The following is a 20,776-nucleotide window of genomic DNA, read 5'->3' on the forward strand; positions in this document are numbered from 1 at the left end:
ATAGCCGCTATTCGCACAAAAAACACCAAAAATCAACCTCTTTCTATGCAATAGCTGCACTGGAGTCCGAAACTACGTTAAAAAGGCGATTAATTGCTAAATAGCGTCTTCTGAATCCGAAAATATCAGGGGATGAGCTACCTAGTGAACCTTCTCTCTGTCCTTGCCTTTGTCAGATTCACCAGCATTTTTATTCGCTGCTTCCCGGTCCTGCATCATCTCATCAACCGTCTTCACCTTTAGGCGAGCCGCACCTTCATTGTTAGCATTCGTTGGGATCAGCTCTCCGGTGGACAGCCGTTCCTTCGCTTTTGCAATAGCTTCGCTATATTGAGGCAGCCATTGCTCTCCGGCCACAAGCATCTCATCGACCATCTGCCAGATTTCTTTCGGATTACATACTGCACCTACCAGCGGGTCCATCATAAAGGCTTGACGAAGTAGCTTATCATCTCCATGTACAGCGGCTTCAACAGCAAGACGTTGCACCGAAATGCTGACGTTGCACACGGCTGCAGGTCCAAGCTGTAATTCACCTACAAGCGGCATGGAGATTCCATTCCGATCCACATAACCCGGTGCTTCGATGATAGCATCATCAGGCAGATTAGAGATCACGCCGTTGTTCACGATGTTAAAGTGACCTCTGTACACTCTGCCTGTCTCCAACCCTTCAATAATATAAGAGCCATGCTCTTCTCCGCGGTTCTCCGCCTTATACTCCAGTGCCGGATCCTTCATCCAGTTTGGGAAATCAGTCTCGAACCAATTACGTCCTTCCGTGCAGACGCGCAGATATCCACCAGTCTCACCGTTAATCCAGCTTCCGAGGTCAATCCAATCCATAATTTCATCGCTGCGTTTACGGTACCATGGCACATATTCACTTAAATGCCCATTGGATTCAGTACTGTAAAATCCAAAGCGGCGCAGCATATCGATCCGTACTTTTTCCGTCCGACTGAATTCCGGATGCTTCTCAAAAGCTTCTAAAAGTCCCTCAGTCAAATCTTTACCCTCATGGCTTGCAGCAATATACCAGGTCTGGTGGTTGATGCCCGCACAAACGATATCCACTTCCGATTTCTTCAGTCCATACACATCTGCAATCTGTTGATGTCCATGCTGCACACCATGACACAAACCAATCGTCCGTACACCACCGTATTTGTTGCAAGCCCAAGTCAGCATAGCCATTGGATTCGAATAGTTCAGCAAAAGCACATCCGGTGCAGCTACTTCCCTAATATCACGGCATATATTCAGCATTTCTGCAATCCCGCGCTGTCCATACATGATGCCGCCTGCACAAAGGGTATCCCCTACGCACTGATCAACCCCATATTTTAATGGAATGTCCACATCTGTAGCAAAGGCTTCCAGTCCACCCATGCGAATAGTACAAAATACGTACTTAGCATCCTTCAGCGCTTCTCTTCGATCCGTTGTCGCCTGGATTTGAATATTTAATCCATTCTCTTTAATATCACGTTGGCACAGCTCGGTAACCATCTCCAAGTTGTGACTATTAATATCCATAAATGAGACTTCAATATTTTTGAATTCCGGTACAGTTAAAAGGTCCCGCAACAATCCACGAGTAAATCCGATACTACCTGCTCCTATAAAAGAAACTTTAAATGACATCCTTATCATCCTCCGGTAATGAATTGGTTGTTCCTGTCCATTGTAGCAAGGGAGCTATGGAAAGCGTAACCAATATCATGACCTCTTTTGAATGAAGGTGTCAAAAATCCTAACCTATCTATTGAAGATCCATCTCTTCATAGCTCCAGGAGTGACGTTCAATGGAATTTCGATATTGTACAGGCGTGCGATCGGCGTATTTTTTGAACAGGAGGTGAAAATATTGTCTGCTGCTAATTCCTACATAATCAGCGATCTCAGCAATCGGGATATCGCTCTGTCCGAGCAACATCTTCGCTTTCTCCATCCGCAGCATGTTCAAATAATCGCTGAGTGTTCGGCCTGTATGTGTCTTAAAAATACGATGCAGATATCCGGGATGCAGATTGACCGCGGCAGCGATATCTTTAACCTGAATGCTCTGGTCATAATTCTGATGCATAAACTCGATGCTCCGTCGCACATAGAGCTGTGATGGCTGTTGACTAGTATGAAGCTGCTCTTGACGCAATCTAGATAAACGTAGCAGAAGCTCACAGAACAATAAATCAACCATACTTCCACCGTTCCCGCCACTCTGATCAAGCTCCAGTACAAGTCCCTTCAGTACATGATAGATCTCCTCAGGATCTGGCATGACTAAACTGGAAAAGGGAATCTGCAACAGTTCAAAAAGCGCCGATTCTTCCCGTGCGAGCTTGCCGACAGATGGAGCAACCCCTGTGTATTCCATAAATCCAAATTCCACATTCAGCATCCGACAGGGCACACCAGCCTCGACAATCAGTCTGTGCGGGACATTTGCATCGAGGATAATCAATTCTCCCCGCTTCAACCTAAACCGCTCTTCTTGACCCGCTCTTGGATGGACATCTACGATACAGCTCCCGGAGATCAAATACATGATTTCGGTTGAATTATGCTGATGATAAGACATACTATAGTTGTTCCACTGTTTATAATAGTAAGCAAAAAAATGAGGACTATAATCCCCTTCAATTAATGCCTTCTGAAAAAGACTCCCACTAAGACTTTGATGCAAATTCGTCAATTGATCACTTCTTTCTTCTATTAAAATGTTAAACCAAGTGTATCTCCCAAACCACTTCAAAGACAAGAAGAGCTACTTAAAATCATAAAACTAGAAAAAACGAGCAAAACTCCAATACACAGGAGAGTTACTCGTTTTATTGTTATTACTATAAAGATTTAATTCTCATACTTGAAAAGAAACCATAGATTGCTTAAGGTCTGCTGCTAAGCTCTCTAGCTTTTGAGATAAGGCTACAAGCTCTTCACTTACAGTAAATTGCTGTGAAGACATTGAAGCTACCTCTTCCGTCGAAGCCGTCGTCTGCTGCACAATGGAACTGACGCTGGCCATAGATTCACCTAATTGACGCTGAAACTCTATCAGTTCAAGGATAGAAGCAGAGGATTCACTAATATGCCCCATGAAATGTTCCATTTCCTCTTTGACACTCGCAAATATCGTCGATGACTCACGTACAGAAGAAATCTGTTCACGGAACTTTGGAGCGGCCTCATTAATATCTTTTACAGTGTTCTCAATGTGTAGGCCAATCTCTTCCGTAATCTTGGAGACCGATTGAATCGACTCATTCGATTGATTAGCGAGCTGTCTGATTTCATCAGCAATCACTATAAACCCTCTGCCTGCTGCACCAGCTCTTACCGCTTCAATGGTAGCATTTAGCGCCAAAATATTGGTTTGCTTATTTACAGCAATCATAGGACTAAGAATACTGCGAATTAGATGGGTACTCTCTCTGAGCTTGCTGGAGTTCTCTTGTATTCGATTGATCATCTCCACCGTAGATTCACTCTGCTCTACTAACAGCTTCATCAAAGCTGTCCCCTGATCGCTAACCTCAATGACTCGCTCCGCTGAAGCGTCCATCACTGTATTTAGTTTGGTCACTTCACTCATCTTGCTGCCAATGATTTCAACACTATGATGGCTTCTTTCTGCTTCGACAGCGAGGCTTGCTGCTCCAAGTGCAATCTCACCCGTAGCGGAAGCAACCTCTCTAGCATGAAGTGAGGTTGTACCTGATGCTTTAACTAATTGTTCCGAAGTACCAAGTACTTCATCCGCTGACAGCTCACTCTGACTTGCAAGCAGAGAAATCTGCTCCATCATTTTGTTAAAGCTATGTCCAAGCCGGCCAATCTCATCCTTACCTTTAAAATTAGTTCGTACACGAAGGTCTCCTCGCTCGCCTTCTTCCATTAAGCTCGCCAGTTTACCCAGAGGACGACCAACCAAACGAACAAGAATATAGCCAATGAATAGCGCTATTAAGGCAGCTGCCAGCACGACAGAGAACGTGATATAAAGAAGCTTGTCCGCCGACTTCGTAAAATCACTAACTGGTGCATATCCCATGAGCGTCCACTTTGCAGTCGTTAAAGGCTGATACACGACAAGCTGAGGACTCCCCTTCTCATCCGCCGCTGTAAATGAATGACTCTGTTCTACATCTTGCCCTTCAGTAACTTTTATGTAAGAGGGTTGGCCCAATTTAGAATTATCCGTACCATAAACTATGTTACCATCTGTGTTCAGAATTCGAGTCTCACCGGTAATCCCAATCTGAAGATTAGACAACATTTCAGTCATGGCCTTCCCTTTTATTTCAATTAGCATGTAATACTCCGCTTCAGGATGTAAAAGATTGCGCAGCAATCTTCCCATGGTTAAAGACGGTTCAGTATAAGCATCAAAGAAGCCCTTTTCGCGTACGGGAAACCAAACTGGTTCTCCTTTTGCATCTGCGATTTGCTTTAATCTTTCAGCAATACCTTCATCACTCCGAATGCCACTGATACCTGCAGATTTATAAGATGCCACTTCTTCCAAGCTCTTGGATACCAGCCTGACGCCATACATCCGCTCATCTGATCCTTTTACTACGTCTAGTTTTCTACGAATCCGATCTTCTGCGGCAACTTTGGCTACCGTTGTAAGTTCGCCACTATTTATTTTTTCTAAATCACCTTTTAATGCAGCATCGAGTGCAAACTGTCTTGAAAGCGCTTCATATTCTGCCAGGACAAAGTCCAGCTTGTCCGCTGCCTGAACTACAGACTGTGAGGAGGCTGCGGCAACCTCATTCGTAATGATATCTTTAGCGGCATAATATGAAGTCAAGCCTAACACAGAGGATAAGAGCACTATGGAACTGAATAGAATTACGAATAATTTTATTCCAACTGATCTAAAGTTTAGCGTCCATTTCTTTTTCATTAAGTTCACCCCCTGCTGAAATAAGGGTACAGCCTTCCGTTCCTGTACAAAGGCTGTACCCTATCCATTCTTTAATACAAAGCAAATTTGTTTACCCTTTACTAGCTCCTGCAGTCAATCCATCTACAAGCAAACGTTGCAAGAATACGAACAAGATCATAATCGGGATGGAGATCAGAACAGCACCGGCAGAGAACAAGGTAAAGTTAGTGTTTTGATTCGTGTTAACCATATCCCACATTCCGACTGCGACAGTCCAGTTCTCCTTCGTCCGTAAAATAAGTCTGGCGAAAATGAAATCCACCCAAGGACCGACAAACTGAGTCAGTGCCATGTAAGTAATCATTGGCCGTGACAATGGAAGAATAACTCGCATAAATATTCCGAAATTGCTCGCCCCGTCTATTCGAGCCGCCTCATCCAAAGAACGAGGAATCGTGTCGAGGAATCCTTTGGCTATAAAGGTTCCCCCCAGTGGCGCCCCAGCAGCATAAACGATAATCAAGGCAATATGTGTATCCAGCAAGTTAAACTCCTTAAGGAGCATATAAATGGCAATCATACTCATAAAACCAGGGAACATACCCAGGATCAGAACGGTAGATAACGCTGTTTTACGCGCTTTAAACCGGAATCTGGATACAGCATAACTAGTTAACAAGGTAAGAACTACACCGATAAGCATGGAGAAGATCGCTATTTTTAATGTATTAGCATACCAAGTCCCAAACATATAACTCGGTGATGTGAACAATTCTCTGTAGTGATCGAAGGTGAATTGCTCAGGGATAAACGTTTTACTGTACAGTGATTTACCAGGCCGGAAAGAAGCAAATAGAATCCAGAGGGCCGGATAGAGTGCCGCTATCGACAAAGCAATCAAGATGATGTAACTACCACTTAAGCGAATAAAGTTCGCGACCTTTTTGCTCATTGGATCATATCCTCCTCTTTGAATGATTTCGTCCGGCGGTAATTGTACAGGGAGAATGATGCAACAATGATAAAGATAATAATCCCTATTGCCGAAGCCATGTTGTTTTTATTCTGATCAAGTGTTAATTTGTATAGCCAGGTTACTAGCAAGTCCGTAGAACCGGCATATTGATAATCACCATTTACAGGACTACCACCTGTTAATAGGAAGATCGCATTAAAGTTGTTAATGTTACCTGCGAACTGTGTAATTAGAGTAGGTGCTGTGGAGAACAATACCATCGGTAACGTAACAATACGGAACTTCTGATAACCTGATGCTCCATCCACCTCAGCTGCTTCATACATATCACGAGGGATTGTAGTCAGCACGCCCATGATAAGTAACATCGAGACTGGAATACCAACCCACATGTTAACGATAATTACGGTAACCTTAGCCCAGAATGGATCTGTCAGCCATGGTAATCCGCCCATTCCAAAATACCCGAGGTATTGGTTGATAGGGCCGAATTGACCGTTAAATAAATTGCGCATGAGCAGCAAAGAGATCAATTGTGGTACTGCGTAAGGCACAATCAGAATAACTCTCCACATTCCTTTGAAACGAATACCTTTTTGGCTCACCAATAAGGCTACCAATAGTCCTCCGAAATATGTAGTGATCGTTGAAAGAACTGCCCATATAATCGTCCATGTTAATACGCCATAAAAAGTGTGACTCCAGGTTTTGAGAACCAATAAATTACGGAACGTCTGAAATCCAACCCAGTCAACCAATTTAGCGGGTGGAAGATGATCAGGTGCGGAATAGTTCGTAAACGCTAGTAGGATCATGAAGATAATTGGCATAATCGTAAAGAATAGAACACCAATACCCGGCAAGACCAAGAACGTCTGAGCGAACTTGTAATCCAGTATATAGCGAACACTCTGTTTAAAGGTGTTTGCCTGAAGACCGTTATCGCGTTTCTCTCCAGTCTTATAAGCATCTTTAATGTTCAAATACCAAGCGAGGATTATGATGATAAGCATTAGAATGGTGATCAAGCTTTGAATCAAAATATAAATCGAGTGATCCCCAGCTACCATCTTAGCGATGCCTTTTACTTTTACCAAACGGCTAGGGTTTTCTCCTAGTGTGACAATACCCCATAATGCAGTAGCAAGATTCTGAATAAAATAATAAACAGCGGCTGCTTCTACAACTAAAAACATGATTCCTTTGACGAATTGGCGGTTATATATTTGTCCCAATCCCATGAAAATCGTCGACAGTACTGCGGCCCTCGTGCGATGTCGCTGCATTTCGCTTCCGTTCTCCTCTCCGAGTGAAAATAAGAAGCTGCCCTCCGCTAAACATGCGACGGGCAGCTTGATTCACTGTATGCTGTTAAGACTGTGGTTTATGATCCTTATTGCGCTGAACTGTTGTTCAAATCTTTGATTTGTTGAACGGCTTTGTCCATTGCTGCTTTTGGATCTACACCTTTATCCCAAATTTCTGGAAGTGCTGCATTTACAGGGCTCCAAACGTTACCCATTTCAGGGATAGAAGGCATTGGTTGGGAGCTCTTAGCTTGTGCTGCAAAAGCGGAAACAAATGGATCGTTAACGATTTGTGGATCAAGAAGCGCTTCGTTGTTTGTAGGAACAGAACCGATCGTTTTGTTCAGTAACAATTGAGCGTCTTTGCTTGAAGCAAAATGAGCGTACAATTTAGCAGCATTCGGATATTGAGTAAACGAGTTAACCGCGAAAATTTTGATACCAGAGAATGTGATAGATGTTTTGCCATTTACTGTAGGGATCGGTGCGATACCAAGGTTATCTCCAAGAGCTGCTTTGTATCCTCCAAGCTCCCAAGGACCAGTGATATCCATTGCTACATCACCTGAGTTGAACAAGCTGCGTTTGATATCACTATTGATATCTCCGCTCTTAATTGGCAATGCTTCTTTCATTTTCACAAATTCTTTAAGTCCTGCAATAGCTCCATCGTTAGCAAGTCCGATATCTTCTTTATCCGTACCGTTCTTACCGAACAGATATCCACCATCGGAAGCGATAAACATGTAGTTGAAGTACAGGTTTCCTACTTCCCACATAATTCCGTATTTGTTCTTGGATTTATCCGTGAATGTTTTGCTGAATGCAAGAACATCGTCGAAAGACTTAGGTGCTTCTTTAACGAGTGATTTATTGTAGAACAATGCATAAGTTTCTGCTGCTCTTGGGTAGCCATACAATTCGTTGTCGTACGAAGATCCGATAATCGAAGCTTCAGTATTGTTAGCCTTTGTTTCTTCACCGAAAACGTCGTTAGGAAGAACCAAGCTCGCACTTGCCGCTTTACCTAAGTTGTCGTGAGGAATAAGGATAACGTCTGCTGCTAATCCCGAAGGACCATCTTGAGTAAGTTTAGTTACTTGATCTGGTGGTGCCAACTCTTCAATCTTGACTGGAACGTTATATTTCGCTGTGAACTGCTTAGCAATCTCATCTGCGAATGGTCTTTCTTCCTTACTTTCCCATACAATTAGAGTCGCTCCATCTTCAGGTACAATCTCTTCTGTTGCTGCTGCATCTGTGCTCTCTGGCGCAGCAGTCTCTGTAACGTTATTAGCAGCATTAGTAGCTTTTGCCGCGTTGTTCCCCCCGGTATTCCCATTGTTGCTCGAACCACACGCTGTAACGGATAGTGCCATAGAGACAGCAGCGGTGATGACCATCACTTTTTTCAATTTCATAACTTTAACCCCTCCCAATTTTTATAAAAGCTAAGATGGTAAAATAGTAGAGCAGAAACTTGCGCAAACGATTTCAGAAAAGCTAAAAAAAAAGTTCCACTTTTTAGCTTGCTCCTTCAAGAGCTGCATTTAGCAGAGCAAGAAAGCGCTTCATTCATGAATACATCATACAACAGTATCGTTTGTTTTTAAAAACGTTTGCACATACCATATTCGACCATTTTCCATTAATTGATAAACGCTATAGGCATTTATCTCCATTTTTCACATGATATCTTTTAATTAATCAATTATTCTTGTGTTTAAAAATGGAATCTCTATTTTATTCGCCCCTGATATACCACAAATTCACTTTTCCTATAGATTTACAAATATCTAGCCGTAGAAACGCTCATATACTCAAGTGAAAATTTGTGCAATGGTTTGAACAAGAGTATTGAAAGCCCTTTTATTCCATGCTATAATCCAAATCGTTAAGAGGCTATCCAACATGAATCATTGCATCTATTGTCTGCCTCCTGTTCCATATAATTAAAAGGCAATGTTACTTATGAAAGGTACAACCTCGGACAAGCTACTTCGCGGCGGTTGTGCCTCTTTGTTATATGCAAATTTGCTCCATCTTTTGCGCATGTTGCATAAAAAGTTGTGCAACCAATAACAATAGCGACATTCTAAAACCCACGCGCTGTGGTGAATTGTTCGGTGAAGTATCGCTCACAAAACTAAGCGTATACTTTCGAAGTAGTTTTGCCGAAGATGATCGGGGAAGTATTGCTTACAAAACTAAGCGTATGCTTTCGATGTGGTTTTGCCGAAGGTGTTCAGGGAAGTATCGCTTACAAAACTTTAGGAGGATTTATTCATGTTACTGGAAGCAGTGTACCATCGCCCGCGGTTAAATTGGTCTTATGCCTATAATGAGAGCACGATTCACTTGCGTCTCCGCGCTAAAAAAGGAGATTTAACAGAAGTATTTGCTTTTGCAGGGGATAAATACACTTGGGATTCCACAAAAGAGCTGATTCCCATGACCCTTTTCACCTCTGATGCTATGTTCGATTATTGGGAATGCGCCTCGGTGCCCATCTATCGCCGATTGAAATACGGATTCTTACTGCAAAAGGATAACGAGAAAATTTGGATGACCGAAAATGATTTTCAAACGAACCGGCCGGAAAATCCAAACAAGCTTTTCGAGTTCCCATTTATTAACCCCGTGGATGTGTTCACTCCACCTGCCTGGGTAAAGGATGCTGTTTTCTATCAGATCTTCCCTGAACGCTTTGCAAATGGCGACCCTAGCCTCGATCCAGCAGATGTTCAGCCATGGGGAGCAGAGCCAACACCAACCAACTTTTTTGGCGGCGACCTGCAAGGGGTTATCGATCATCTGGATCATCTTAACGAGCTTGGCGTCAACGCTATTTATTTCACTCCAATCTTCACAGCAACCACTAATCATAAATACGATACAGAGGATTACATGAAGGTTGATCCGCATTTTGGGGATATTGCAACATTAAAAAAACTAGTCGACCTCTGCCATAAACGTGGGATCCGCGTGCTATTAGACGCTGTATTCAACCACTCAGGTGGAACCTTCGCTCCGTTTTTGGATGTTCAGGAAAAGGGAGAGGACTCCATCTACAAAGATTGGTTCCATATTCGTGAGTTCCCACTTCAGGTTGTAAACGGTATTCCTACTTATGATACTTTTGCCTTTGAAGCACATATGCCAAAGCTTAATACCGAGCATCCTGAGGTTAAAGAGTACTTACTGAAGGTCGCAGAATTTTGGATCACAGAAGTAGGAATCGACGGTTGGCGCCTCGACGTGGCCAATGAAGTCGATCATGATTTCTGGCGTGAATTCCGAAAAGTGGTGAAACGTGCTAATCCTGAGGCCTACATCCTTGGAGAAATCTGGCATGAATCTGCTCCGTGGCTAGAAGGTGATAAATTTGATGCCGTCATGAACTATCCCTTCACTGATGCCGTTTTAGACTTCTTCGTTCATGGCAGCCTTGATGCAGAAGGGTTCGCCAACTCTATTGGCAGGCAGTTATCGCGCTACCCACTGCAAGCAAGTGAAGTTGCTTTCAATTTGTTAGATAGTCATGACACTCCACGCTTGCTTACACTGGCTGCTGGGGACAAAAATAAAATGCGATTAGCTGCACTATTCCAGTTCACCTTTATGGGTACTCCGTGTATCTATTATGGTGACGAGTTCGGAATGGACGGTGAGGGTGACCCAGGCTGTCGTAAATGCATGGAGTGGAACCCTGAGAAGCAGGATCGTGATCTGTTCGAATTTTATCGTCAGCTCATTCAAATACGCAATGACCAACCAGCACTTCGTACGGGGACATTCACCTTCTTGGAGGCAGGTCGCCAAGGCAGTAAGATAGCCTATGAGCGCCGATTGGATCTACAGACTATAGTTGTACTGATCAATAGCGAAGAGACCGCTCAGACGTTCCGTATTGACGTAGACGAGCGGAATTGGGAGAACTTATTCACTGGCGATACAATGCGTACAGAACGCGGCAAGCTGATTGTGAAGATGCCTGCTTATGGTTTCGCAATACTTAAGGCTATTATCTAAGCACATACGCATTCCAGCAGTATAAAACATAACAAAACAGGGTATTCCACTAGCTATGATAGCTGCGGGATACCCTGTTTCTTTTAATGGTTAGTAAGAATGAACTTTATATTACTAATCAGAAACTAGTACTCCGGTGCACTAAAAATCAGCACACCGGATTCCAGCTTACTTGCTTAGTAGTGTATAAATAACCTGTGCACTCTCAGCGCGGGTCATCCATCCTTTTGGAGCAAATTGATTGTTCTCTCTGCCCTGCAGCAGTCCTAGCTCTGCTGCAGCCTTAACATAGCTAGCTGCCCACTTGCTAATGCTGGAAGCGTCAGCAAATGCCTTAGAGCCCACTACAGGTTCGACCTTCTTGCCAGACCTCGCTTCGAGTGCACGGATCACCATGATAGCCATTTCCTCACGGGTAATGGAAGCATTCGGTGCAAATGTATCCTTGCTTCGACCACTAACAATGCCCAGCTTAGAAGCTGTTGCTACATATGATGAATACCATGCATCTGACTGGATATCAGTAAATTGAACCTGCCCTTCCGCATTTAAACCAAGTGCGCGAACTAGCAATGCGGTAAATTCCGCACGGCTAACATTGCTCTTCGGATTAAACTCGGTTGTTGTAACCCCTGAAACAATTTGTTTTGCAGCAAGAGACTGTATGGCGTGGAATGCCCAATAAGTAGTTGGAACATCCTTAAACGACTTCGCAATCTCAAGTACGGCATATTTACTAAAGTGCGTGACTTGTGCAGATATCACGTCTCCATTCAGCTGTCCACCCACGTACTCAAGCTCACGATTATCGCCTAAATAGAAGATACCCAATAAGTCTTTATTCGATTGACCACTAATCTTAAACGATATCGTAATAGGCTCATCGAACTTCTTGACTACAATCCGGCTACCATCTTTCTTCAGAATGCTAAGTCTCAATTCAAATACATCAGAAAGCGAAGTAACGGTTACACCTTCTTTATTAAAACCATCTACTAATGCTTTCGCAGCAGACTGGGCCAAAGGTTTCAGCTCTAACAAGATTTGAGAACCTTCCGCATCTGTGCCTGAAGCTAAACTTGGAATTGTGCTTAACAGTTTGTTAGGGATAGTAACTAACAGATCCCCCACTTTTAGGACTAAGTCATTAGTTCCCAACGTTTGTGCAGCATGCAATGGTAAGAGGATTGATGTCTTACCGGAGGCGATCTCAATTTGTACCTTACCATCTTTACCATTCTTCAAGCTATTCTCACTGATAACTTGAGTATCAGCAGGAGTTGTAGGGTTAACAGCAGCACCACCACCAGGTGTTTGTGTTACTTTAGATACCCCAGATAGAATAACCGTACCCCCATCATCTCTACCTGGTAGATCAATGATTACTTTTTGATCAGCGTATACTGTGTAGGTTTTACCGCTGTATTCATCTTTTGCCGTCGAATTGGCAACAAACGGTACTGGAATTGTTACGGATTCCTCACTAGTCTTAGTGTTAATAACCGTTACGACGTTCTCACCCAAGTAAGCTTTGTTGAAAGCTAAATACCCCAAATCATCTGAACCTGCCAGCTTCGTGCGCGTACCTTTGGAATACACTTTGGAGTATTTTGCACGAATATTCAGCAGCTTCTGATAATGATCATGAAGTGACTTCTCTGCTTCTAGCTGATCCCAAGGCATATCCTTACGGTTTTCACTGAATTCTCCTTTAGACATTGTTCCAGCAGTTTTACCTGATTTACCTAGCTCTTCTCCATAATAAATGACTGGCTGTCCTTTAGCGGTGATTTGTAGGGCTGCTGCGATCTTCAGCTTACCTTTGTCTCCACCTACTTCTTCTGACAAGAAGCCCTTCTCGTCATGACTACTAAGGAATTGAGCCATCATCTTTGTATTATCAATCATCGACTCACGTAGCTGTAAATAGGAATCCACACTGTTTATCTTTCCTTTAGTAAAATCTAATGCTGCATCATTAAATCCAAAATCAAGTAGGCCGTCCATTTGACCTGTTTCGAGCATTCCACCATTGTTATCAATAGTTCCGCTGAAATACTCACCCGTCATTTTGAAATTTGGATCGATTGCAGTCAGAGCATTTTTAAAGGCTTTCCACGTCGTATCTTCGACATGCTTGACAGTATCCACACGGAAGTAGTCAATCGTGTCTCCACGTTCTGTACGAGCGTTGTCTAACCAGCCTGTTTGCCAAGCAATAATCTTCTCACGAACAGCTGGATCTTCTGTTTTGAAATCCGGTAAACCATCAAGCTCACCTTTAATTTCGTCCGTACCCGTTGCTACACCATCCGTACGAAGCATTCCTTCAAAACGCGCCTTATCTTCAGCTGTAATCGTCGGCTTGTTATCCCCTGGTTTAAGACCGTAACCTGTATGATTGAGTACAACGTCAACCATGATCTTGATGCCTTTGTCATGTGCTTTCTCGATTAGCTCTTTGAAGGTATCCATGTCACCAAGATGCTCATCAAGCTTTGTAAAGTCTTTAGCCCAATAGCCGTGGTAACCGTATTGTTTAAAGCCACTACCTTGATCAAAATCAATATTATCTACGATTGGTGTTATCCATAACGTATTAATACCTAGCTCTTGCAAATAATCGAGACTGTCAATCATCCCTCGGAAATCACCACCGTGGTAGGCTTCCAGATGGTTTTTATCAACATTCTGATTATTCGAAGTATCCCCATCTTTAAAACGATCGGTCAGTGCGAAGTATATACGCGCTTCATCCCAGTCGAAATCGAGCTTGTCACCTGAATAGGTTCTTGCTTTGATCTCAATCGTAGCGTTTTGCGTATGGGAATTACCATACTGGTCTACAAGCGTTACTGGAATATTCTTGATCCCTGCTGTCACTGTATCCTTCACTGCAATCGTCTGTTTCAGCAGTACCGTATCCAGTTGAACTTTACTTGGTCCACCAAGACTGGTCAAATCCATATATCCATCCGTATAGATGATTTCTTCTAAAGTAGAAGCGTTAACGGTCACGACAGCATTCTGATTAGAGGTTATTACCTCTGGACTCAAGGATGTCGTAATCGCAATTTCAGGGGTACGATATTCAAAAGAAGATTCATCATTTACTGTATTCCTTGGATCTGTGTATTCAGTTGTGACTCCGTTCTTCGTGATTAAGTAAGTATACTTATACGTGCCTACTTTTAAATCACTCAGCGTGTATGTGAAGAATTCATTAACGGAATCATAAACCATTGGGTACTCTTTACCATTCACTTTTACGATAGCAGAAGATATCGCATCAACATTTCCAATACGGAACAAGGCAGAATCGCGATACCTAAAAGTAGCCGTTCCGTCCTTTAAGGTCGGTTTTCCAATGCTTGGCTTGATTTCAATATCCTTTACCCCGCTGGTGACATTCACTTTAATGAACCCATCACCCGGTGTCAGCGGAATAAACCGATCAGTACCATAAGGATCCTTATTCGACCAATCATCACCTTGCCCTTTACGAACAACGAACCCTACTTTAGTCGCATCTTCAGCAACCTCAATTAGAACACTCGCTGTACCATTCTTAATGGTTGTAAAATCAATCTGGTCAACTTTAGCTCCTGTACCCCAAACCCAGATATTCCAACCCTCATAGTCCTTGTCACTACGAGTATAAGTGAATTGGACGTATCGCTTGTCGGTAACAGTAACGGTAGCCGTTTTAGAAATACCACCATAAGTTATGATAATTCTGGCCGTTCCTTCAGAAATCCCTTTCACTTGACCTTTACTAGTAACTGTAGCCACTTCAGGGTTATTAGAAGTGTAAGTAGCCATTTGGGAAACGTTTCTTCTGCTGTTGTCATCATATTTCGCGTACGCAGAAGATTTGTGTACTTGACCTATTGGCAGATTGTAGCTCGTGCTGTCAAGCTCCAAGGCTGTAATTCCAGCAGCATCAGCTTCCTTTTTAAGAATTACTGCAGTTAAAGGTTCTAGCGTAATAGAATTTGCTGTTAAACTAAAACCTGACTGATTCTCAGTCGGAATCGCAATAACACCAGCTTCATCATTGTCGACAAGCACCTGACCACTCGTCAAGTCCTCCGATAAAGTCAGTGTTCTGGCTGTGCTGTCACCATTCATGAAGACATAATAGACCCCTGTGCCATCTGTTGCTTTGTTTGAATAAGCAATAACCAGATCCTCAGTCTTCACTTCTGGAGCAGTAATTAATTTAACATTTGAATTAACCAAATCAATATCGCCCAATCGGAAAGCATCCGTAGACTTTCTCAGTTCCATCAGACCCGAAGTGTATTTTCTAGTTGTAGTCTGAACAGGGAATTGTAGCTCATCTGTTGCTTTAGCCCAATCGAACTTATTGACCGCATCCGATGAATCATAGGAATCATGAATGAAATAACCAAAAGATTTGCCCTCGCTATCAAACATTTCAGTGTATTTATCCTGAGGAACCGTGGTTCCATTCCACTGCTTCGTACGCCCATATTCCTGACCCGCATGAATGAAAGCTGTACCTTGGGAGGTTAGAACAAGCATGTTTCCAAGTCTAATCCGTTTTTGGATTTCAAGCTCATTCGCTGGAATTGTAGGATCTTTCTTGATCGTTTGTGCAATAACATCGTGCAGCGTCAGGTTGTCATGCGCTTCGATGTACGGAACGATATCACCTGGATCATCGGCAGGCGTATTTGATGGCTCCGCTTTAATATTGTTAAAGATTGTCGTTATCGGACGCGCTCCGCCCGTAATAAATCTAGGTTGACCTTCAGAACCATAGCCAGATTTCAATTCATTACGGAATTCATCAGAGAACACACCAACGCTATCCGTTTTATCCATCCAGTCCTGATCTGCACCTTTCCCAGCAAGGGAAGGGTCGGCCGCGGCACCACCGAATGTTCTCCAGCCTTCACCGATAAAAAGAGCCTTCGGATTAATCGCTTCTGCGGCATCATAAGCATGCTGAACAGCCTCTGCTGTCGCATCGCCCATCATATCCCAGCGCATTCCATCAATCTTGTACTCTTCAAACCAGTATTTCACGGAATCAACCATTAGCTTTTCAGCCATTTTATGGTTGGTGGCCAGATTGTTTCCGAAACCTCCGATAAAGTTGCCGTTCGCATCTTGGAACGCGTAGTAATTAGGAACGATGTCGTTTAAAAATTCTTTTTTAGCCATATGTGTGTACACTACATCCAGAATGACACCCATTCCAGCTTCATGTACGGCGTCAATCAAACCTTTTAATTCTTTAATCCGCTCTTCAGGATCGGTTGGTTTCTGAGAATAAGCACCGTCTGGAGAGAAGTAGTTGTGAGGGTCATAGCCCCAGTTGTATTCATTGTTTTTAGCGGAATAATCTGTCTCTCTAGTTCCCATCTTCGTTTCATCCCCATAATACCAAGCCATTACAGGAAGTAATTGAATATGAGTTACACCAAGAGATTTAATATAGTCGAGTTTCTTTTCAAAAGCGCTATAAGAGCCCCATCTTTCGCTCCCCAGACTATCCACGATCGATATATCTGATGTAAAGTCTCTAACGTGGACTTCATATACAATAGCGTCTTCACGTTTTTCGTAGCCTTCAATATCAGCATAGCCAAAAGTATCCGGATTCGTCTGGCTTAAGTCAACGATAGCCGCTTTACCGACTATATCCCCGCCAGCACCAGCAGCACCTGTAGTATCCGTAGTAAATACCGCCATTGATTTAGCATAAGGGTCAAGGACCTTATTGGTTACACCGTCATTCGTCACTTCATATTGATAAAAGAATCCTCTTACATCGTTTGTGGTAGCGCCTGTCAAATCTGCCGACTTCAAATTGACCGACCATACTCCTTGTTCGCCGAGTGTTAAATCCACACTTCCCACAAGCACATTGGAGTCATTCTTATCGTATACATTGGCGACAACCGAGCTTGCTTTTGGTGCCCACAATTTAAATGTGGCTGTTTTGTCAGCGTTATACGTAGCACCTAGATCGTCTCCAGTATAGTTGTACATCTCATCAAGATTTCTCCAGCCAGTAACCGCAGATACTGTTTTACCCGAATAAGTAACGCTAAGCGGGATATTAGCCAGATCAAAAACTTCCGTATCGACTTCAATCGAAGTTTTGCTTGTAATCTTTACAGCAGATATAGGAATAGACACACCGTCTTTATCTTTAACGGTAATCTCCTTCTTTAATGATGCTGCTTCCAAGCCGTCGGTTAGCGTAAAGCCAAGCATGAGCTTACTCGACGATAGCACTTCTGCGGAAACTAAGCCGATTGGTGTTTCACCAAATGGAGAAACATATACATTGTTGTCTCCTTCTTTTATCCACAGCTGATTGTAACGATCCAGCAATGTAAATCCTTTATCACCGCCGTCTTTATTATCGCCATTGGTCGGGTCTACTAAGAGAAACCCTATTTTTTTGGCACTTTCTTTCAATGGAACATCGACATAAGCACCAAATCGATCAATTTGATCTGCTGTGAATGGCGTGGCTCCGGACGGCCAACCTGTTGATTCTGCTGCAACATCGCCCCACATCCACAATCCAAACTGACTTTGGTTGGCGTCCGATCTTATATAGTGAATCCGAACAGTGTTGGCAGGTAGCGCAACAGGTTCGTAAGGTGTGACTACATCGGAGCCTTCTGTAATCCAAACTTCGTTCGTTTGTGGAGTTTTAATCGAAAAGTGCTTATCTCCTCCATCCTTATCTCCAGTAGTACGTGACATAGCGATCATAGAGAGCATTTGAGCTCCAGGCTTCATCGGTACATCAACATATGCCCCGAAAGAGTCTTTTTGATCCTCAGGGAAAGGAAAAGCACCATTAGGCCAACCATCTGTAGGATTTTTAACATCCCCAAATAGCCATAAAGCTTTATTAGTATAATCGTTAGCTTTGTAGTGAACACGAATGTGCCCCGCTGGAACAGGAGTAACATCTACAGGTTCAGTAGGGATTTTATATTCTGCGGTCACACTATGATTTGCAGTATTGTACTTGAAGGTTACCTTAAGATCTAACGGTAGGCTCAACGTCAGATCGGTCTCCGGGTATGACATATCTTCTGCTTCTGTGGCTCCCGGAACAGAAACCTTGTACGTGTAATCTCCCTTCGGCACAGTAATAGCAGTACTGTACACACCATCAAAATCAGGATCTGATAAAGTGGATAACGCCTCTGCTGGGAGGTTTCCTGTCAGTCTTGGCAGCTTATCCGCAGCAATTGGAGTGTAGTACGTTGAATCAGCTATTTTATGAGTTATGTCATTATAATAAAAGGTTACAGTCGTCTCTTCGGCTAGCTCAATGTGAATATTATCTGTACCATCGAGTACCTTCTGAGGGTTGGTGTAATTAGGAAATCCACTTCCATCCCAAGTATCATTCAGAGCTATCTTGTAGTTATATTTCCCCTTAGGCAGAGTCCCAGTAAAAGAATAAAGATTATTATCTTTGTCTGAGTAAACCATTTGGGTGACTACTGATTTCTCATCCCAATTCTTACCGGGATTTTCCACCCCAGTGGAAATAAACTTGGACTGCAAATCGCCGACTAAAACCACTTTCGTCGTTTCTGCTGAAACCTTAACTGGGTGCAACCCAAGACTGGAGAACACAAGAGCAACGATCATAAAGATCGCGAACGACCTCTTGCCCCATAAAGTTATTTTCATTTCTGTAAAACCTCCCATGATTATGAATTCCCTTTGTGCAAGCGGATACATGATTTCTCGGAAGTAGTCGATTATTCTTATGTAATGAAATCATGCGGTTTCCTTCTTATAGTTGGAGAAGGTCTATGTTGCGGCTCGTCAAACCGGATTAACAGCATCACCACCCTTATCATAATAAAAAAATTTCAATTAACACAAAAATAGTGCAAACGTTTGCAATTAGTCGTGCACAAACCTAAGTACATAAAACTCACTCCGTAACGCAACTGAGATCAACCCATAATTACCCAATGTAAACGCTTGCTATATTTTGATTTACATACTAATCCTGTATTTATGGTATTGTCAACCAGTATTTTTATATGTTAAACAAACTCGATTTATCATAAAAGGAAAAATAAAGAAAACATAACCTGAGAATCCATTAGAATTGAATTCAATATTTTAAAATCGTCTAAAATTTCATTCTCGATTCAAATTTAAAATATGCTTTACTTATTGTTTCAAAAAAATTCAAGCCACACGTTTGCATTTACCAAATGCTCATTTCGAAAACACTGGATATCATTTATACATTTTAAGTTCATTTTTGCTTAATCATTCCTACTTTTTTGGTGAAAACAAACAAATTTACATTGAAATTTCTAATACTCTTTCCAAAAGTAGCAATATTGCCCTTCCAAATGACTTTATCTATTTACAATTTAGAACTCTTAGATTAATATTACTGTGTAAAGCAAACGGTTCCATAAGGAGGTTTCTATGACAGTTACCATTAAGGATGTGGCCAAGAAAGCGGGAGTATCTCCCTCCACGGTATCCCGGGTATTGTCCAATCACCCCAGAATCAGCCTGGAAACTTCCCGCAAGGTCAAAGCTATTATGGAAGATATGGGCTATACACCTAACATGATGGCTAAGAGTCTAGTGTCGAAAACTACAAACAGCATATGCTTCAGTCTTCCTAAACCAGCTGAAGAGCTGTTCTCAAATCTATTTTTCATGGAATTAATCCGGGGGATCGTTACACAAGCTAGCCGTTCCGGCTATGATGTGTTAATTAGCTCCGGAGCAAACGAGAAGGAAGAATTGGAAGCCGTTTCAAGACTTCTAAAGGGTCGTCGTGTGGATGGTGTTATTCTGCTGTACTCTCGTACGGATGATGCTGTTATTGATTTTCTAGAGAGCAATGATTATCCATTCGTGCTGGTAGGTCGAAGCGATCGATATGAGAATATTTTATCTGTTGATAACGACAATGTGATGGCAGCATACGATGCTACAAACCACCTTATTTCAATGGGGCATGAACGAATTGGCTTCGTAAGTGGACCACCGAATCTAATTGTTTCTCGTGATCGTCTCGCAGGATACCGTAAAGCATTGCAGAATAGCGGTCTTGAAATGCGTGATGAATGGATTGTTGAAGGTGAATTTCTACAGGATAGTGGATATAGAGCGATGTCTTTTTTCATGAATTTGCCTAATCGGCCTACTGCACTCGTTGCAGTCGATGATATGGTATCGTTCGGAATTTTACGCGGATTGAATGAACTGAACTACAAAGTTCCTGAAGATCTCGCTATTGTAAGCTTTAACAATATTCCATTATCTGAATTATCCAGCCCTCCGATCAGTAGTATTGATATTGGAATTTATCATCTTGGGTACACCGCATCTCAGGTTCTTATCCAGAATATCAAGAGTCCGAATCACGATGCTGGTTATACAAACCGATTTGTTATTCCACATCGCCTGATCGTGAGAGAGTCATCCATGTACTCTCATGCTAAGAACAAAACAGAATGAATAAGTGAAGCGATCAAACGCTTCATTTATTTTTTGAAAGTCTGTACAAAC

General features: G+C 42.5%; 9 protein-coding genes. 2 read left to right on the forward strand and 7 right to left on the reverse strand.

What is annotated here, in order from left to right; translation table 11 throughout:
• Positions 1 to 141: 141 nt before the first annotated feature.
• The 6 genes from NSS67_RS24910 to NSS67_RS24935 form a co-directional block, all read right to left on the reverse strand.
• Complete coding sequence (locus tag NSS67_RS24910) at positions 142 to 1,647, reverse strand: alpha-glucosidase/alpha-galactosidase (RefSeq protein ID WP_339316363.1); 1,506 nt, start codon at positions 1,645 to 1,647, stop codon at positions 142 to 144.
• A 118-nt stretch (positions 1,648 to 1,765) separates the two neighbouring features.
• On the reverse strand, positions 1,766 to 2,689 hold the full coding sequence (locus NSS67_RS24915) for an AraC family transcriptional regulator (RefSeq protein ID WP_339320700.1): 924 nt from the start codon (positions 2,687 to 2,689) through the stop codon (positions 1,766 to 1,768).
• A 174-nt stretch (positions 2,690 to 2,863) separates the two neighbouring features.
• Positions 2,864 to 4,918, reverse strand: coding sequence for a methyl-accepting chemotaxis protein (locus tag NSS67_RS24920; protein WP_339316365.1), 2,055 nt, complete (start codon positions 4,916 to 4,918; stop codon positions 2,864 to 2,866).
• Positions 4,919 to 5,009: 91 nt separating this feature from the next.
• Positions 5,010 to 5,852: a sugar ABC transporter permease gene (locus NSS67_RS24925; RefSeq protein ID WP_339316366.1), complete on the reverse strand. Its 843-nt coding sequence runs from the start codon at positions 5,850 to 5,852 to the stop codon at positions 5,010 to 5,012.
• Complete coding sequence (locus NSS67_RS24930) at positions 5,849 to 7,162, reverse strand: ABC transporter permease subunit (protein ID WP_339316367.1); 1,314 nt, start codon at positions 7,160 to 7,162, stop codon at positions 5,849 to 5,851. The genes NSS67_RS24925 and NSS67_RS24930 overlap by 4 nt, the downstream gene beginning before the upstream one ends.
• Before the next feature lie 107 nt (positions 7,163 to 7,269).
• Positions 7,270 to 8,604, reverse strand: a complete 1,335-nt coding sequence (locus NSS67_RS24935) for a maltose ABC transporter substrate-binding protein (protein ID WP_339316368.1) — start codon at positions 8,602 to 8,604, stop codon at positions 7,270 to 7,272.
• 865 nt (positions 8,605 to 9,469) lie between these two features.
• Between NSS67_RS24935 and NSS67_RS24940 the strand changes: the two genes are divergently transcribed.
• Positions 9,470 to 11,215 (forward strand): alpha-glycosidase, encoded by a 1,746-nt coding sequence (locus NSS67_RS24940; protein WP_339316369.1) that lies wholly within the window; start codon positions 9,470 to 9,472, stop codon positions 11,213 to 11,215.
• Positions 11,216 to 11,383: 168 nt separating this feature from the next.
• Here NSS67_RS24940 and NSS67_RS24945 read toward each other — a convergent pair whose 3' ends face one another.
• Positions 11,384 to 18,916, reverse strand: a complete 7,533-nt coding sequence (locus NSS67_RS24945) for a pullulanase (RefSeq protein ID WP_339316370.1) — start codon at positions 18,914 to 18,916, stop codon at positions 11,384 to 11,386.
• A 762-nt stretch (positions 18,917 to 19,678) separates the two neighbouring features.
• Between NSS67_RS24945 and NSS67_RS24950 the strand changes: the two genes are divergently transcribed.
• Positions 19,679 to 20,725: a LacI family DNA-binding transcriptional regulator gene (locus NSS67_RS24950; RefSeq protein WP_339316371.1), complete on the forward strand. Its 1,047-nt coding sequence runs from the start codon at positions 19,679 to 19,681 to the stop codon at positions 20,723 to 20,725.
• Positions 20,726 to 20,776 lie beyond the last annotated feature (51 nt).

The sequence above is a fragment of the Paenibacillus sp. FSL R10-2734 genome (genome assembly GCF_037963865.1).
Taxonomy (GTDB): domain Bacteria; phylum Bacillota; class Bacilli; order Paenibacillales; family Paenibacillaceae; genus Paenibacillus_AQ.

What these genes read in the sequence shown, in the direction of transcription:
- NSS67_RS24910 (WP_339316363.1), bottom strand. Translation starts at nt 1,647, where the DNA reads ATGTCATTTAAAGTTTCTTTTATAGGAGCAGGTAGTATCGGATTTACT.
- NSS67_RS24920 (WP_339316365.1), bottom strand. Translation starts at nt 4,918, where the DNA reads ATGAAAAAGAAATGGACGCTAAACTTTAGATCAGTTGGAATAAAATTA.
- NSS67_RS24925 (WP_339316366.1), bottom strand. Translation starts at nt 5,852, where the DNA reads ATGAGCAAAAAGGTCGCGAACTTTATTCGCTTAAGTGGTAGTTACATC.
- NSS67_RS24930 (WP_339316367.1), bottom strand. Translation starts at nt 7,162, where the DNA reads ATGCAGCGACATCGCACGAGGGCCGCAGTACTGTCGACGATTTTCATG.
- NSS67_RS24935 (WP_339316368.1), bottom strand. Translation starts at nt 8,604, where the DNA reads ATGAAATTGAAAAAAGTGATGGTCATCACCGCTGCTGTCTCTATGGCA.
- NSS67_RS24940 (WP_339316369.1), top strand. Translation starts at nt 9,470, where the DNA reads ATGTTACTGGAAGCAGTGTACCATCGCCCGCGGTTAAATTGGTCTTAT.
- NSS67_RS24945 (WP_339316370.1), bottom strand. Translation starts at nt 18,916, where the DNA reads ATGAAAATAACTTTATGGGGCAAGAGGTCGTTCGCGATCTTTATGATC.
- NSS67_RS24950 (WP_339316371.1), top strand. Translation starts at nt 19,679, where the DNA reads ATGACAGTTACCATTAAGGATGTGGCCAAGAAAGCGGGAGTATCTCCC.